General features: G+C 61.7%; 11 protein-coding genes. 6 read left to right on the forward strand and 5 right to left on the reverse strand.

Annotated features, from left to right (window positions below):
- Nucleotides 1-26: 26 nt before the first annotated feature.
- The 3 genes from gyrA (at nucleotide 27) to QRX41_RS08230 (ending at nucleotide 4619) form a co-directional block, all read left to right on the forward strand.
- Entirely contained in the window at nucleotides 27-2744 is a 2718-nt protein-coding gene (gene gyrA / locus QRX41_RS08220) for a DNA gyrase subunit A (RefSeq protein ID WP_313839911.1), read from the forward strand.
- A 104-nt stretch (nucleotides 2745-2848) separates the two neighbouring features.
- Nucleotides 2849-3448 (forward strand): DUF3566 domain-containing protein, encoded by a 600-nt coding sequence (locus tag QRX41_RS08225; RefSeq protein WP_024627120.1) that lies wholly within the window; start codon nucleotides 2849-2851, stop codon nucleotides 3446-3448.
- 58 nt (nucleotides 3449-3506) lie between these two features.
- Nucleotides 3507-4619 (forward strand): VanZ family protein, encoded by a 1113-nt coding sequence (locus QRX41_RS08230; RefSeq protein WP_313839914.1) that lies wholly within the window; start codon nucleotides 3507-3509, stop codon nucleotides 4617-4619.
- Here QRX41_RS08230 and QRX41_RS08235 read toward each other — a convergent pair.
- Nucleotides 4589-5518, reverse strand: a complete 930-nt coding sequence (locus QRX41_RS08235; RefSeq protein ID WP_313839916.1) for a DMT family transporter — start codon at nucleotides 5516-5518, stop codon at nucleotides 4589-4591. The two genes, QRX41_RS08230 and QRX41_RS08235, sit on opposite strands and share 31 nt — an antisense overlap.
- A gap of 220 nt (nucleotides 5519-5738) precedes the next feature.
- Between QRX41_RS08235 and QRX41_RS08240 the strand changes: the two genes are divergently transcribed.
- Together QRX41_RS08240 and QRX41_RS08245 are read left to right on the forward strand one after the other, a co-directional pair.
- The gene (locus tag QRX41_RS08240; RefSeq protein ID WP_045923744.1) at nucleotides 5739-6449 is read left to right on the forward strand and encodes a LytR/AlgR family response regulator transcription factor; all 711 of its coding nucleotides are present in this window, start codon (nucleotides 5739-5741) and stop codon (nucleotides 6447-6449) included.
- Nucleotides 6446-7813, forward strand: a complete 1368-nt coding sequence (locus QRX41_RS08245; RefSeq protein ID WP_313839920.1) for a GHKL domain-containing protein — start codon at nucleotides 6446-6448, stop codon at nucleotides 7811-7813. Before QRX41_RS08240 ends, QRX41_RS08245 begins: the two co-directional genes overlap by 4 nt.
- Here the strand turns inward: QRX41_RS08245 and QRX41_RS08250 are convergent.
- The 4 genes from QRX41_RS08250 to QRX41_RS08265 form a co-directional block, all read right to left on the reverse strand.
- Complete coding sequence (locus QRX41_RS08250; protein ID WP_313839922.1) at nucleotides 7777-8826, reverse strand: glycosyltransferase family 2 protein; 1050 nt, start codon at nucleotides 8824-8826, stop codon at nucleotides 7777-7779. The genes QRX41_RS08245 and QRX41_RS08250 overlap by 37 nt on opposite strands.
- 175 nt (nucleotides 8827-9001) lie before the next feature.
- Nucleotides 9002-9673 (reverse strand): hypothetical protein, encoded by a 672-nt coding sequence (locus QRX41_RS08255; protein WP_197071114.1) that lies wholly within the window; start codon nucleotides 9671-9673, stop codon nucleotides 9002-9004.
- Nucleotides 9666-12095 (reverse strand): glycoside hydrolase family 3 C-terminal domain-containing protein, encoded by a 2430-nt coding sequence (locus tag QRX41_RS08260; protein WP_313839924.1) that lies wholly within the window; start codon nucleotides 12093-12095, stop codon nucleotides 9666-9668. Before QRX41_RS08260 ends, QRX41_RS08255 begins: the two co-directional genes overlap by 8 nt.
- A gap of 244 nt (nucleotides 12096-12339) precedes the next feature.
- Entirely contained in the window at nucleotides 12340-15327 is a 2988-nt protein-coding gene (locus QRX41_RS08265) for a glycoside hydrolase family 3 C-terminal domain-containing protein (protein ID WP_313839926.1), read from the reverse strand.
- A gap of 566 nt (nucleotides 15328-15893) precedes the next feature.
- On the opposite strand from QRX41_RS08265, the gene QRX41_RS08270 reads away from it, so the two are divergent.
- Nucleotides 15894-16730: an alpha/beta fold hydrolase gene (locus QRX41_RS08270; RefSeq protein WP_306221553.1), complete on the forward strand. Its 837-nt coding sequence runs from the start codon at nucleotides 15894-15896 to the stop codon at nucleotides 16728-16730.
- The last annotated feature ends 375 nt before the right edge of the window (nucleotides 16731-17105 follow it).

The raw sequence follows: 17105 nt of genomic DNA on the forward strand, positions 1-17105 counted from the left end.
TTCACCATTTGAGCTAAGGATCGATTTTGGCAGACGATAACAACAATGACAACAGCCCGGACCAGGACGGCCTCAACCTGCCCGACGGGTCCCGCGAGCCGCTCAGCCCCCAGGAGATGGACAACACCGATTACGGCCTCCTTAAGGGCGAGCGGATTCAGCCCATCGACCTCCAGCAGGAGATGCGGGAATCCTACCTGTCCTACGCCCTGTCCGTGATCGTGGAGCGGGCCCTGCCCGATGTCCGCGATGGCATGAAGCCGGTCCACCGCAGGGTCATCTACGCCATGTACGACGGCGGATACCGGCCCGACCGCGGCTACAACAAGTGCTCGCGCGTGGTGGGCGACGTCATGGGCAAGTACCACCCCCATGGCGATGCGGCCATCTATGACACCATCGTGCGTCTGGCCCAGTCCTGGTCCATGCGCTACCCGCTGGTGGACGGCCAGGGCAACTTCGGCTCCCCCGGCGACGACCCGGCGGCCGCCATGAGGTACACCGAGTGCCGTATGGCCCCCCTGGCCATGGAGATGGTGCGCGACATCGACAAGGACACGGTCGATTTCATCCCCAACTACGATGGGAAAACCCAGGAGCCTACGGTTCTGCCCTCCCGCTTCCCCAACCTGCTGGTCAATGGATCAGCCGGCATCGCCGTGGGCATGGCCACCAACATCCCTCCGCACAACCTGCGCGAGGTATCCAAGGGCGTGCACTGGGCACTGGAGCATCCCGAGGCCTCCAAGGAGGAGCTGCTCAACGCCCTGATCGCCATCATCAAGGGACCGGACTTCCCTACCGGCGCCACCATTCTGGGTCACAAAGGCATCGAGCAGGCCTACCGGACCGGACGCGGCCTGATCACCATGCGGGCCGTGGTCAACACCGAGGAGATCCGCGGAAGGATGTGCCTGGTGGTCACCGAGCTGCCCTACCAGGTCAACCCCGACCGGCTGGCCTCCTCCATCCGCGAGGCGGTGCGCGACGGCAAGATTCAAGGCATCGCCGACATGCGCGATGAGACCTCGGGCCGTACCGGCCAGCGCCTGGTCCTGGTGCTCAAGCGTGATGCCGTGCCCAAGGTGGTCCTCAACAACCTTTACAAGCACACCCAGCTGCAGCAGACCTTCGGGGCCAACATGCTGGCCCTTGTGGACGGGGTCCCCAGGACCTTGAGTCTGGATGCCTTCATCCGCCATTGGGTGGACCACCAGCTGGATGTGGTCGAGCGGCGCACCCGCTACCTGAAGCGGGAAGCCGAGGATCGCGACCACATCCTGCAGGGGTATCTGAAGGCCCTGGACATGATCGACCAGGTCATCGCCCTGATCCGCGCCTCCAAGGACGTGGAGACGGCCCGCACTGGCCTGATGGAGCTGCTGGATGTGGACGAGGTCCAGGCCGATGCCATCCTGGCCATGCAGCTGCGCCGTCTGGCCGCCCTGGAACGGCAGAAGATCCTGGACGAGCATGAGGATCTCATGCGCAAGATCGCCGACTACAACGATATTTTGGCCCACCCCGAGCGCCAGCGCACCATCGTGGGCGATGAGCTGGACGAGATCGTCGACAAGTACGGCGACGAGCGGAGGACCCGGATCGTCCCCTACTCAGGCGAGATGAACGTGGAGGACCTGATCGCCGACGAGCAGGTGGTGGTCACCGTCACCCACTCCGGCTTCGTCAAGCGGACCAAGGCCGACGAGTACCGGGCCCAGCACCGTGGCGGCAAGGGCATCCGCGGAGCCAGGCTGCGTGAGGACGACGTGGTGGACCACTTCTTCCTGACCAGCACCCACAACTGGCTGCTCTTCTTCACCAACAAGGGCCGGGTGTATCGGCTCAAGGCCTATGAGCTGCCTGAGGGTTCCCGCGACTCCAAGGGACAGCATGTAGCCAATCTGCTCCAGCTGGGCCCGGGCGAGCGGATCGAACAGGTCCTCTCCCTGCACGACTATGACGATGCCGACTATCTGGTTCTGGCCACCCAGACCGGACGGGTCAAGAAGACCCGCCTGACCGAGTATGATTCGCCCCGCCAGGGCGGCCTGATCGCCGTGCGGCTGATGGAGCTGGGCACCGTCACCGACGAGGACGGGCAAGAGGTGCCCCAGAGCGATGAGCTGGTGGGCGCAGCCCTCTGCAATGCCGACGACGAGATCATCCTGGTCTCCCGCAAGGGCATGAGCGTGCGCTTCCCGGCCGACGACTCCACCCTGCGGCCCATGGGACGGCAGACCGCCGGCGTCCAAGGCATGCGGTTCCGCCCCGGCGATGAACTGCTGAGCATGGACGTGATCGCCAAGGAGTCCGGGAATGATCTGCTGGTGGTCACCGATGAAGGCTTTGCCAAGCGGACTGCCCTGAGCGAGTACCGCCTGCAGGGCCGCAACGGCTACGGCGTCAAGGCCATCGCCATGGTGGAGGGCCGGGGATCCCTGGTCGGCGCCCTGGTGGTGAACGAGGACGATCAGATCATGGCCATCATGAAGTCCGGCAAGGTCATCCGCTCCGATGTGGCCGAGGTCAAGCGGACCGGCCGCAACACCCAGGGAGTCACTCTAGCCAAGCCCGACAAGGGCGATGAGATCCTCTCCATCGCCCGCAATGCCGAGCGTGACGACCAGGAGGAGAATGGCGGTCAGGCTGACTTGGCTCCTGCCGCTCCCCTGGCGGCCAAGGATCAGCCCATCGCCACCACCGGAACCGGCGACGGCCAAGGTCTGGCCCAAGAGGACTGAGCAGGTCCGCTACCAGTCTGACAAGACTGGTAGCCTCGTAAGAAGTTGTGCAGGTCCTGCGGCGGTGTGCGCGGACTGGTGAATGCAAGGATCAAGGAGTGCCCATGAGCCAGGATGATCAGAAGCAGGCCAAGGCCGGTACCGGTAAGAAGGGTACAGAAAAGCCCAAAGCCGGAAAGACCAAGGCTGATGAATCCGAAAAGGGCGAGTCCCGCCGACCCTCATCGGCCACTCCCCCGGCTTCTGCTGCCGGCCGGACGGCAGCAGGGCGCTCCGCAAGAACCGCAGCTTCGGCTGCCGGTCCGGTCAAGGCCTCTTCAGCGACACGTCCTCACGTGCCTCGGGCCCGGCGCATGCAGCTGTCCTTGACCCGGCTGGAACCTTGGTCGGTGGCCAAGGTCACCTTCCTGCTGTCCATCGCCGGGGCCATCATTCAGGTGGTGGCCGCCGCCCTGCTCTGGATTCTGCTCAACGCTATGGGACTCTTTGACAACCTGACCCAGGTCATCTCCAAGACAGGCCTGGATGCGGGTGGTTTCGACCTGGGCCAGGTGCTGAGCCTGGGGACGGTCCTGAGCTCGGTGACCATTTTCTCTATCTTCGAGATCGTCATAGTAGTGGCTCTGGTCACCATTTTTGCCTTTCTCTACAATCTGGTCAGCTCCCTGGTTGGCGGCATCCACGTAACCTTGGGCGACGACTGAGCTCTTCGTCGGAGCAGTCAATCGGTCGATAGGCCCAAGCACGATTTAGACTGGAACTGTGCTCTCGACATACCTGGACTACTTCAGCGGCTCCTTCGGCATATCTCTGGTCTTTTGGCCCCTGGCCTCGCTGATCCTGACCCTGCCCATTCTTGCCCTGATCTACAACCGTTATCACCGGCTCCGGCTGACAGCAGCCATGGCGGCCTACCTGACCGTCTTATACCTGCTGGCCTTGGTCTTCTTCACCCTCTGGCCCATGCCCGACGACCGTGCTGCTTTCTGCGCCACCCACCATCTGACCCCCCAGCTCAACCCCATGCAATTCCTGACCGACCTGAGCACAGGCGGTCGGATGGCCATGCTGCAGATCCTGCTCAATGTGGCCTTCTTCCTGCCCTTGGGCTTCATCATGGGGCGGGTCTTCCGCTGGCGCTTCATCCTGGCCTTGCCGGTTGCCTTCCTGGTCTCCCTCTTCATCGAAACGGCCCAGCTGACCGGGGTTTTCGGCATCGTGGGCTGCGCCTACCGTCTCTTCGACGTGGACGACCTGATTTGGAATACTTCAGGCGCTCTGATCGGCTACCTGGTGGCCATGGCGGCCAACAAGCTCGTTCCCGCTCGTCAGGCTGACGCTGCCCAGCTGGTCACCAATCCCGGGTTCATACACCGTGCCGTCTCCCTGGCTCTGGATCTGCTTCTGGCCACCATTCTGTCCCTGTCTCTGGGGATGGGCGTGACCTATGCGGTCCATCGCCTGGGCGCCTATCAGCTGGATGGTCACTACCGCTTTGGCGGATTGCTGATCGCCCCATCCGCTCTGGATGTGTTCGGGACCGTGGTGGATCTGGCCATGCTGCTGATCTTTGAACTGCTCATACCCCTGCCCCGCCGGGGACGGACACTGGGCGCCACCTTCACCCACATGACCGTCGAAACCAAGCAGCGGCATGGCTGGTCCCGCTTCCTCTTCTATCTGTTCCGGACCGCAGTCATCCTGGCCGTCTTCGGCCCCTGGACCGGCAAGGTTCAGACTGCGACGCGCATCCTGGCCCTGCTCCTGCTGGTCTTCTACCTGATCAAGCGGCAGATGCCCTACGACCTCTTGCCCGGAACAGCCTACCGGGAGGATCCGGCTGCTCAGGAATCCCTCGACAGCCGGCGGGGGTGAAGCCTGACCTCGGACAGGATGATGGCGGCGAAGATGATGGCGAAGCCCAGCAGATGGGTGGCCGTCAGCTCCTCCTGCAGGACCAGGACCGAGACCAGCATGCCGAACAGGCTCTCCGAGCACAGGATCAGCGAGCCCTGGGCGGCGGGGACCCTGGAGAAGGCGATGTTCTGAAAGTTCTGGGCCATCAGGGTCGAGATCAGCGTCAGATAAATCATGGAGCCCAGGGTCGAGGGCGTGAAGTCGGCCGCAGTGGGCAAGGGATCGAAGATCAGCGCGCAGACCAGGAAGAGAATGCCGCCGAAGAGCAGCTCCAGGTAGGTCAGCGTGGGGGCATCGAACTTCTTGGTCAGGAAACCGGTGATCACCAGGTTGACCCCGTAGAGCAGGGCGCCGGCCAGGGTCAGCAGGTCGCCGGTGCTCAGAGCCAGCCCCTGTCCCCCGCCCTGGGCCGGCAGCGAGATCAGAGCCACGCCCAGGATGCAGATGGCGGCCGCGACGAAGTGCCGCAGGGCCGGCCGTCGGCGGGCCATGATCCAGACCAGGAAGGGCACAAAGATGCAGTAGGTGGCCGTCAGAAAGGAGTTCCGGCCCGGAGCGATGGTGGTCAGCCCCATCATCTGCAGGCTGAAGGCCGCCCAGTAACTGACTCCCAGGATCAGTCCCGGCACCAGGGTATGTATGGCCCCGGTTCTGCGCAGCCTGGGCAGCAAAAAGGGTGTCATGATCACGATGGCGCAGAGGATGCGAATGCCCATCAACCAGCGCACGGTCAAGGTCTCCATGGCAACCTTTTCGAAGGTGTATCCGGCTCCCCAGGCGGCCGCAGCCATCAGCAGCATCAGGCGGGCCAGCCAGGTGGAGGGTTTCCAGGACGAAGAGGGTGCGAAGGTAGACATGTTTCGACTCTAATCGTTCCCGCCCACAAGTGAGAATAGATTCGCAGCGTAAAAAACGAGTGGTTCAAACTTGTTTGCTTTTTCCAAACCAACCCCTGTTTGTCAGCGTTCGGCTTCAGGCAAGCGGGGACTGCCATGCGGACATCTCCGATATCATTGAAGAACGGTGATAACGGCGGCCATGGGTCCTTGGCCGACGGGGTAAGGAGTGTGTGCCAGGATGATCAGAATCGCAGTGGTGGATGATGATTCCATCAGCTGTCGGACCATGGTCAATTACCTGAGCCGCTACCGCAAGGAACGTCAGGAAGAACTGACGGTCAGCGTCTTCACCGATGGCAAGGCTTTTGCGGATGGCTATCGACCCGTCTATGACATCCTCCTTCTGGACATTCAGATGACCCCCATGGACGGAATCGAAGTGGCCCGCAGGGTAAGAGCCCGTGACGAGTCGGTAGTCATCGTTTTCATCACCTCCGCCCCCCAGTACGCCATCAACGGCTATGAAGTGGGCGCTCTTTCTTACCTGCTCAAGCCCCTGCCCTGGTTCGCCTTCTCCCAGGAGCTGGACCGATCCATCGCCCAGGTGCGCGGCCGCGTGGACCTGTCCATCCTGATCACCGAGGGTGCCCGATCCACCAGGATCCCCCTCAAGGACATCGTCTTCATCGAATCCGTCCGCCACAGCAGCGTCATCCACACCTTGGATTCCTCACTGACCACGAACAGCACGCTGAAAAGCCTGGAGGGCCAGCTGGACCAGCGGGGATTCTTCCGCTCCAACTCCTGTTACCTGGTCAACCTAGCCCATGTGACGGGCATGGAGGACCAGGACTGCATCATGTCTACCGGCCAGCGGCTGCGGGTCAGCCGACCCCGCAAGAAGGCCTTCATGACGGCTCTGACCGCCTATGTGGCAGGTCGGCCATGACCAGCACCCACATCCTCAATGCCCTGCCCGACATCCCCCGGCTCTATACGGGCATCAGCGAGTGGCTGGGTTGCCTGGTCTATCTATTTGCTATTGGGGCAAGGACCTCACGCCTAAGAATGGTGGCTGTGCTTCTGCCCGGTCTGGCTGTGCTCATCGGGGTCCAATATTGGGCCGGCACCCTGCCTATCGCCTTCTGGATCATCAGCATGTGCCTGGCCGTGGCCTGCATGTATGCCATCATCATGCTGGCTTCGGGGTTGAGGGCGCTGGACGGGGCCTATCTGCTGGCCCGTGCCTTCGTTCTGGCCGAGCTGGTTGCCTCCCTGCACTGGCAGCTGGACTCCTTCATGCGTCCTTCCAGCCACAGCCTGTACGACCCGGCCTCCTTGATCCTGCTGGTGCTGATCTACGGGGGCGTAGGACTGCTGGCCTGGGTGGCGGAACGGCGCAACTTCGCCGATGCCCAGCCTTCTGTGCCAGGACGCAGCGTCTTCATAGCCGCGGTCATCGCTGTGGTTACCTTCGCCATGTCCAACCTGAGTTTCGTTTCCACCAACACCCCCTTCTCCGGTCGGGTCGGCCTGGAGGTCTTCTACATCCGCACTCTGGTGGATCTGTGCGGCTTCGCCATGCTCTACGCCCAGCAGGAACAGCTGCGGGAGAGCCATACCAGCGCCGAGCTGGCCTCCATCAACGCCCGGGCTTACAGCCAGCATCGGGAGTACATGCGGTCCAAGGAAAATCTGGAGGCCATGGGCAGGCTCGCCCACGACCTCAAGCATCAGATCGCCGCCCTGCGCTCGCAGATGGACCCTGAGCGCAAGTCCCAGGATTTCGAGGAGCTGGAGGCTGCAGTCGGGCGGTACGGGTCGCAGCAGCATACCGGCAACCCCATCCTGGACGTGGTCATGTCAACCAAGGAGCGCATATGCTCCGAAGAGGGGATCACCCTGACCATGGTGGCCGACGGCTCCCTCTTGGAGGGGATGTCGCCCATGGATGTCTCCACCCTCTTCGGCAACGCCTTGGACAATGCCATTGAGGCTTTGAGGAAGGTTGAGGACTCAGACCGCCGCCTGATCAAGGTGGCCCTGTACGCACGGGGACAATTCGTGGTGATCCGCATTGAAAACTATTTTGTATCGCCCCTGAATTGGAAGGGCAACGGCGAGCTGGCCACCACCAAGACCAGAACTGAGGATGGCCTGCATGGCTACGGAGTCAAGTCCATCCGGCACATAGCCCACCGCTACCAGGGCGAGATGACCCTGCGGACCGAGCATCACTGGTTCAGCCTTTGTGTGCTCCTGCCGCGGGTGGGCGATCAGTTGAAGCCCATGGCGGCCTCGGCGGCCTTGTAACCCAGGCGAATGGCCAAGCGGCCCGGCCTGCCCGGCATGTTGATCATCCGGCAGAGCAGGGTGGAGCGCACGTCGGAGGCGATGACGGGGGAGCGGTGCTCCAGCCTTCGCCAGAGCATGTCCTTGTTTCGGTAGTTGCTGGGCTTGCGTGAAAGAATCAGGAAGACCGAGGTCACCACGCAGTTAATGGACAGATAGTGGATCATATAACGATAAAGTCCACGGGGAACCGTCCCCGGGTCAGGCGTGGAATCCGCCATGAGCCCGTTGACCAGCAGCAGTTGCGAGACCCGGGCGATCATGATCGAGGTCTGTACCGACTGGCCCTGGCGGCCGGTGTGATAGCGGTAGAAATTCGTGTCCAGGTAGAGCAGGGTGTGTACCCAGGGCAGGGGCTGATAGGAGTAGATGAAGTCCACGTAATAGGTGTGCTCGGGCAGATGGGTGTGGGCCTGGCGGAGCACCTCGGTGCGCAGGATCAGGGCATGCATGATCATGTACTGGGCCAGCCCGAACCGCCGCAGATGGTTCCAGTCCAGCACCCGTCCCGGGTCCATGACGCTGCGGAAGTTGATGACCCGCTTATGTTTGCGGCCTTCCTTTTCGTAGACGTAGTTGGTGACCACCATGTCCACCGGATTCGTACGTTGTGACTGGTCGCGCAGTTGATCCAAGACCAGACTCAGGGAGGTCGGGTCCACCCAGTCGTCGGCATCGACCACCTTGACATAGCGGCCACGGGCGGCTGCCAGGCCGGTGTTGACCGCGCCGCCGTGGCCCTTGTTGGTCTGGCTGATCAGTCGGACAGTGTGCGGATGGCGTGCCTGATATGACTGCACTACCTGCGCTGTGGCATCGGTGGATCCGTCATCGACCACGATGACCTCCAGGTCCTCCCCCTCCCGGCTCAGGAGCGAATCCAGGCAGGTCGGCAGATGCTGGGCCATGTTGTAGGCGGGGACGATGAAGGTGAGAACGGGCGGGCTCGTAGAGGCCGGTCGGTCAGCTGTCATGAACGATCACTTCGCAAAAGAATGGGTCGGCGGGTATGTCGGCGGGGTTGCCGTAATCCCGTCGGCGGCCGTTGTATGCGACCACTGTACATGATGGGTTTGAGGAAAAGGCCCCGCCCCTCTGGCTGCCGATGCATGCCGGTTCATTGGCGGCCGGGGGAGTGGGGCCGGAATTTTACTGGGCGCTCGCCTCGGATTCGGTGGGCTCCTGACGGAAGATGACCTTGAAGATGGGGAAGAAGACCCAGAAGGAGATGGCCGAGTTGATGATCATGGTGACCAGATCAGCAATGGTGGTCCCCAGGCTGCCCCAGTTCAGGGTGTGCTGGAAGAAGCCGTAGATGGGATCCTTGTACCAGCCCTGCAGCGCCGCCGCGATGATGGTGATGATCACGTAGGCCACCAGGTACCAGAAGGCCGCTTTCCAGACCGAGGAGTTGGACTTGAAGGTGATGTTGCGCTGGAGGAAGAAGTTGATGATCTGGGCGATCAGCAGGGTGATCTCCACCGCAAGGAAGTAGGCCAGGCCGCCCCCGCCGCCGTGGCCGATGGACCCGGCCGCGTAGTCGAACAGGTAGTAGGGCTTGCCGCCGACGGTCCCCATGCGCCAGATCTGGAAGTTGGTGCCCACCAGGGAGGTGCCGTTGAAGATGGCCTTGAGCACGGGCATGAGCACCAGCTGCAGGACGGTGACCCCGTTGGACAGGATGAAGAAGACGATGAACTGGGCCAGGGTGGTGTGCCGGTCGCTGAACCGCCGCCACCAGCGCACGATCGCCCACTGTGAGGCTGTCGTCGCTTTCCCCTGGGCCGGCTGTCCGGCCTGCTGGCTGTGCTGATCACTCATGATTGAGCTCCTTTCCGGTCCTGCGGTTGGCGGACATGTTCCTGAAGAATCCGGCGATGAATCCGCCCAGCCCCCTCCATAGGTGGCCGTTGGGGATGCGGACGATGGCTTCGACCATGGCCGTGTCAATCAGCCCGTTGGTCATCTTGGCCATGGCCCTGGGAGGCATGTTGAGCAGGAAGAGGGTGTTCAGGTCGGGGTTGCCGGTCTTGGCCTCGTGGCGGTTCTCGCTCTTCGCTAGGAAGTTGGCCACGAACCTGGCCAGGGCGCTTCTTGAGTCCTTCCAGGACGAGAGCGGATCATTGGCGCCGAAGGTGCTGACGGCGCCCTGTCGGACCACCGGGTGGCCGAAGAGTGCTGTCACAGCGGCATCGTCGACTTCCTTGACCCGGCCGGTCAGGTAGGCGCCCAAGGCAGGGTCGGGACTCTGCGGATCGACGGTGCCTTGGACGGTCAGGTGCCCGCTCAGCTCCATCTTGCGTGCGTCGGATCCGATCATGATGGTCCAGTCGCCGGACTCGACCTGCCAGGAGTTGCTGGCCGTATCGAAGTGCCGGAAGGTCGTCTGGTCGAAGTCGATGCGGACCTGGGTTGACTGGCCGGCCTCCAGGCTGACCTTTTTGAAGCCCTTCAGTTCGCGGACTGGCCTGAGCACGCCACCCTTGGGCGCCTGGACGTAGAGCTGGGGAACAGTGGCCCCCTGCCTGTCTGAGTCGTTGGTCAGGGTGAAGGCGACTCCCTTGTCGTCCACGGTCAGATCGGCGTAGGCGAAGTGTGCATAAGACAGGCCGTATCCGAAGGGGAAGCGTTCCTCCACGTCGGCGGTCAGGTAGTAGCGGTAGCCGACGAAGGGGCCCTCCCGGTAGATGGACTCGTGCGCGGGGTCGGGGTACCAGTCGGCGCTGGGGCAGTCGGCATAGGACTTGGGCCAGGTTTCCGCCAGGTGGCCGGAGGGGTTGACCCGGCCGGTCAGGATGTTCAGGGTGGCTGATGCTCCAGCCTGTCCGGACAGTCCTATGTAGAGGACGGCATCGCACTGGTCGATCCAGTCGGTGGTGACGGGGGAGCCCGCCACCAGGACGACCACCAGGGGCTTGTCTGTCGCACCCAGCGCCTTGATCAGGTCGACCTGGTTGCTGGGAATGTCCATGTGGGAACGGTCCAGACCCTCGGATTCACTGCGCTCATCCAGGCCCACGCAGGCGACAATCACGTCAGCCTGGCCAGCCGCAGCCACGGCCTGGTCGATCAAAGACCGGTTCTTCTCGCCATGGCGTTCGTAGCCCTGGCTGTAGGAGGCCAGCTCCAGTCCGTCGCCGTTGCCCTGCCTGAGCAGGTCCAGCATGTTCTCCTGCTTGGCTGCGTTGACCTTTGAGGATCCGGATCCTTGGAACCTTGCGGTTTTGGCCATATCCCCGACCAGGGCGACCCGGGTGCCGGCGGCCAGTGGCAGGCGTCCCTCCCGGTTGATCAGAAGGACGGCGGATCCCTCGGCGATGCTCCTCGCCACCTGATGATGGTCCCGTATCTGGTCCGCGGTCAGGTTCCCATCGGGGTCCATGTCAGAGTGGTAGGTCAGCTTGGCCAGCCGTGCCACCTCTTCGGCCCGGGCGTTCAGGTCGGCTTCGTCCAGGCGGCCCTCCTGCACGGCCTTGGCGACCTGTCGGACGGAGTCATATCCGGCCTGGGGCATCTCCAGGGAGGAGCCATTGGCGGCTGCGGCGACCGCGCTGTTGGAGCCGCCCCAATCCGAGACCACCATGCCGTCGAAGCCCCACTCTTTGCGCAGGATGTCCTTGAGCAGGTGGGGATTCTCGTTGGCATAGGTGCCGTTGACCATGTTGTATGAGGTCATGATGGCCCAGGGGTGGGCCTGGCGCACAGCAATCTCGAATCCGGTCAGATAGAGTTCGCGCATGGTGCGCTCGTCCACCACGGAGTCGGATGCCTGGCGGCGCAGCTCCTGGCTGTTCATGGCGAAATGCTTGGGGGTGGCGGCCACGCCCTGGGACTGGATGCCCTCGATCAGGCCTGCAGCCATACGACCGGCCACCTGGGGGTCTTCGGAATAGTATTCAAAGTTTCTGCCGCACAGGGGATTGCGCTTGATGTTCATGCCCGGACCCAGGACCATGTTGACGCCCAGGCTCCTGGCCTCGTTGCCCAGCGCCTGACCCATGGTCTTGGCCAGCTCCGGGTCCCATGAGCAGGCCACCGTGCCGGCTGTGGGGAAGCAGGTGGCGGGCTTGGACTTGCCCATGCCCAGGTTGTCCCCTGATCCGGTCTGGCGGCGCAGACCGTGCGGTCCGTCGCTCAGGACCATGCTCGGGATGCCCGCCCTCTTCAAGGCACGGGTCGCCCAGGTGGATTTTCCGGAGAGCAGCGATGCCCGTTCCAGAACTGTCAGATCCTTGACTTCCATAGTGTTCCCTCTCTGTGACGGGGGCCGATCCTGCTGCGGGAACCCTCGTTGCTTCCACAATCGGCCTCGGACTGGTACTGAATTTCATTATTCCCCGACTGCCGAGGCCTGCTCGGGCGGGTTGCATAACCTGTTGTTTTCCTGGCATGAATGCTGCCTGGGCGTCAACGGGGGTGTCGATCCGCTCCTCGGCCGACGGTGCATAGATCCGTCTGCCGAGGAGCAGATCAACAGAGATGGAGGATCAGGCCGTCGGCCCTTGGTCGGAGCTGTCCTCGGACGGCGTGGTCTCCATGCTGGCCGGATCCTGGGCGCGGGTCTGCCGGGCGTCGTCCGCCAGATCGCTCAGGGTGCCCACGTCGACAGCGCTGCGCCGTGCCTTGAACCTTCTGAAGGCCAGGTACTCCAAGGCCAGGAAGATCAGGGCCAGCACAACCAGTGCCACATAGAGGGCGATCTGCCAGGCCGGGGTCTGCACCTTGGGGTCGCCATTGGCGTACTTGTAGCCGTGCACGACCGTATAGAGGATGTTGTGGCTGGCCTGGCGCATGGCCTTGACCGAGGTGGCGCTCTTGTCCTTGACATGGTTGGTCACCTCGGTGGTGGCCAGCATGGCGTCGTTCCCGTTGCGGATCAACTGGTCGGCGTTCTGGTAACCATAGACGCCGAAGTAGTCGGTCAGCACCATGCCACGGAAGCCCCACTCACCGCGCAGCACATCCTGCATCAGCGGCGCATAGGCGGCCACGTAGGTGGTGCCGATGTAGTTGAAGGAGCTCATGGCAGCCTGGGCGCCGCCCTTGACTACAGCAGCCTGGAATGGCTTCAGGTAGATCTCGCGGATGGTCTGCTCGTTGGCCCAGGTGGCCAGCATGTTGGTACGGTTTGTCTCCTGGTCGTTCATGGCGAAGTGCTTCATGAAGGAGTAGACGCCCTTGGACCTGGCTGCCGCGACCTCGTTGGATCCCATGACCGCATTGATTTCGGGGTCTTCGGAGAAGTACTCGAAGTTACGCCCGGAGAAGGCGCTGCGGTGGATGTTGAAAGCTGGCGCATACCAGCCGGAGACATCCATGTCATGGGCCATGGTGCCGATCATCTCGCCGTAGCGGGTGGCCAGACCGGGGTTCCAGGTGCAGGCCAGGGAGGTGGATGAGGGGAAGCCCAGGGAGCCGACCTTGGTGAAGTTGTTGTTCAGGGCGGCGGGGCCATCGGCGTCGGTGAGCTCGATCTTGCCGATGCCCTTGACGGCCTGGGTACCATAGCCGCTCATGGCGATCAGGCTGTCCATATCCTTGACGCTGAGCTGGTCCAGCAGCTTGTCCCACATGGGGTCGTCGTACTTCTTGTCACGCAGCTGGTAGAGCTTGACGTTGTTCTTGGCGCCTGTCGTGGGCATCTTGTCGCTGTCGTTGTCGAACTTCTTGGGGTCGTAGTTGCTGTTGTTGTAGAAGTGGGCCTTGGCCTCCTCGGGCATCTCGGTGCTCTTGGGCGCCGCCACGGCATCCTCATAGTTGGCGAAGTGGTTGGCCCGGGACAGATAGGTCACCGTGCCCTTGGCATCGTCGAACCTGTTGGTGGCCGCGACCTTGTCGACGGAGCGGGGATTGCTCTTGTCATAGGTGACCGTATGGGCGATGTTGACCGTGTCGGACTGGATCGGACGATGGGAGTCGGAACGGATGGAGATGCCGTAGTCGCCCTGGTCCAGCACGTAGGCCTTGGCATGGTCGGCATCATAGGAGGCCATGTCCTCGTCCTTGAAGCTCACAGGGATGGTCTGGCTCTTGCCGGGATCCAGGATCCTGGTCTTCTTGAAGGAGATCAGGTTGGCGCTGGCCTTCTCTATGCCCCCGTCGATATAGGGGGGATCGAAGTAGGTCTGGACAGTGTCGCGGCCGGCCTTGGCGCCGGTGTTGGTGACGGTCACATCGAAGGAGATCTTCCCGTCAGCATGATGGATCGGTCCCATCTTCTGGCTGAAGGTGGTGTATGACAGGCCGTATCCGAAGGGGTACTGGACCATCTGGTCGTAGTTGATCAGGCCTTCCTTGGCCGCAGTCTCCCAGAAGCGGTAGCCCACGTAAATGCCCTCGTTGTAGTCCACGAAGGTGGGCGTACTGGTTTCGGGCTTGCCGGTGAATCCGGTGAAGGTGGCCTTGTGGTCATCCATATTGGTGTAGGTGAATGAGCCGAAGTTGTTGTAGGTCGGCGTCTTGGTCAGGTCGCGCACGAAGGTGTCGGAGGTCTTGCCTGAGGGGTTGACCTTGCCTTTCAGGACCTCGCCCAGGGCGGTGAAGCCGGCCTGGCCCGGGGGCGGGCACCAGAGGACGGACTTGATCTGCGGGTATTGACCTACGAAGTTCAGGTTGAAGGTGTTGGCGCCGTTGTAGACCAGAACCACCTTGTCGAAGGAGCTGGTGACCTTGGCGATCATGTCGCTCTCGGGCTTGGACAGCTCCAGGAAGCTCTGGCCCTGCTTGAAGTCCGGGTTGGCCTTGTCGTTGTCGTGATAGGTGATGTCCTTGGCCTTCATGTCCTTCGGCAGGTCGGCGCCCTCGCCGCCCACTCGGCCGATGACCACTACAGCGGTGTCGGAGAACTGCTTGGCGTCATCCATGAGCTTGCTGGTGTACTTGTCGGCCGTGGGTTCGGGCAGGGTCCAATCCTGGGCGAACATCTCGACCTTGGGACGGTCCGCGCGGTACTTGGTATAGAAGTCGCTCAGCTCCTTGTTGGTCTTCAGACCGGCTGAGGAGATGCCGTCAAGCAGGCTGGTGGTGGGGTTGTCTGCCGACATGGAGCCGGAGCCTGTGCCGCCGTAGACGGGGTTGGTCGAGGCCCAGCCGAAGACGTTGACCTTGTCGGACTTCAGGGGGAGCGTGCCGTCCGAATTCTGCAGCATGGTGACGGACTCACGCTGGATGTCCTTGGCCAGGTTCCGGGCTGCGGTAACGGTCGCCGGCTGCAGCTCGTGCTTGCTGGTGGACTTGGTGATCAGGTTGGACAAGGGTCCCAGGAGCATGGTCGCCAGGGCTGCGACGACAGCCACGAAGGCCACCAGCCAGGACTGGGAGTGAATCATCTTTCGGTTGGCTACGTTTTTGACGGTGTGCTTGTTCACGGCGATCGTGATCAGCAGGGCCAGTACCAGAAAGACGCCGATGACCACCAGCTGGGGTATCAGCGACTTGAGTACGGCGACCACATCGCTCAGATTGACACTGAACATGTTCGCTACTTTCCTCTGTTCTCTGCCGAAGCTTCACCCGGTCACGACTATGGACCGGTCACGCAGCAGACGGAGCATTTGAACTGTGGTCCGCCTCCTGGGTGGGCGAGCGACCTTCAGCTGCATCGACACGCCTTTATGCCACGGTTTCAGTTAATCATTTACTACGTGTTTCTGCGGCTGCGTATGCGCGAACTGTCAAATTTGCCGCATAACCTGACTTGTTTTGCGGCGTGTATTTGCGTGTGATGAGGACTGGTCCTCATCTGGTTTGGCTTGGCAGGACACATACGGAGCAGCTTGCTTTTACAGCGAACGGCAAACTGCCAGAACGGAGTCGTTCAGGATGGCGATGATGCCGGGAGACCCTTAAAGAAACGGATTATATCGCAATTGAATGTTTCTGGTTCCGCACCTAGAGGGAGGGAGTGCCAGTGTGCAGCCATAAGGCGAGAGATAGATAAGGGTACAGATAAAATGACTATATGACTAGTCGTGCCGACGTAGTTCCCAGTCGCTCTCGCCCATATAGGACGCGGATCAATGGTGCGCGCTTTGTTTTCTCGATGAATCCGGCACCTCCTCGTGCTCCTATCATTCTTTACCTCCATGGTGGTCCGGGTGATGCCTGCATTCCGCTGACCATGCGCTACAACGCGGCCTTGGAGCGCGATTTCCGCTTCATCAACCTGGATCAGCGAGGCAGTGGACTGTCCTACCATCCTTTTGCGCCTGGCGAGGTAGTGACCATCGATTCGATGGTTGAAGATGTTCACCAGTTCGTGCTACAGCTTCTTCGCGCCTACGGGCAGGATTCCCTCATCCTCGTCGGTCATTCATGGGGCAGCGTCCTGGGACTGGAGATGGTGAAGCGGTATCCCTCGCTCGTTCGCTGCTACATCGGCCTTGGGCAGGTCGTCAGCATGCGGGCCGCTCTTCGGCTAAGACGGCATTGGGGGCAACAGAGTTTGGGCTCCCGGCTTGGTGCGATCGTCAGCAAGGAGAGCGGGGCTGCCGACATGGTGCTGATGATCGATGAGCTGCTGTCTCGTGGCGGGGTTGCCATGCTGTTCGGATCTCTGGGACGGATCATGACCTACCTGCGCTCGCCCTGCTACAACTGGTCGCGTCTGCTCAACCATGTCAAGGGGGTGGCTCAGTCCCGGGCGCGCTTGGACGCTGAGCTGGAGCAGGTCGATTTCAACGGGCAGACCTCTTTCGGGGCCCCTGTTTATTTCATCAGCGGCAAGTATGACCGTCATCTGCCAGGCAGTCTGGTTGAACGGTTTGCTGATGGGCTGAAGAGCACGCATCGGTTCATCCGATTTGACCGGTCAGGGCACTGCCCACAGTGGGACGAGCCAGAACGGTTCGCAGCAACGGTTAAAGCCCTCTGCTTGTAGCGCCTGTGTAAGAAGGAACTGCAGCCTGGCTGCACGCACCCATCCGCATGGAAGAAATACCTCTTGCGAAGAACCGAATCCACTAATATGAGTCATTGAAGATATTGGTTTGAGCTTCGCTGAAGAGTGCGCGGGGCTCCTGGATAGGTGAAGGCCAATTGAGCGGGGCTTGGTCGGCAAAAACCGACACGCCGTAGAAACCGCGAAATTATTGGGTTCCACCGTGATTTCAGTATGCCAATTTGCAGGTCAACCCAAACTCGTGTAAGTTTACTTCTTGCTGCCCGGCAGTGATGAGAACTCTTCGGAGGGCTTGGAGCTGTTGGTGTGGTGGTGGTTTGAGAACTCAAGAGCGTGTTTGTGCTACTTATAGCT

The sequence above is a fragment of the Bifidobacterium kimbladii genome (genome assembly GCF_032193675.1).
Taxonomy (GTDB): Bacteria; Actinomycetota; Actinomycetes; order Actinomycetales; family Bifidobacteriaceae; genus Bombiscardovia; species Bombiscardovia kimbladii.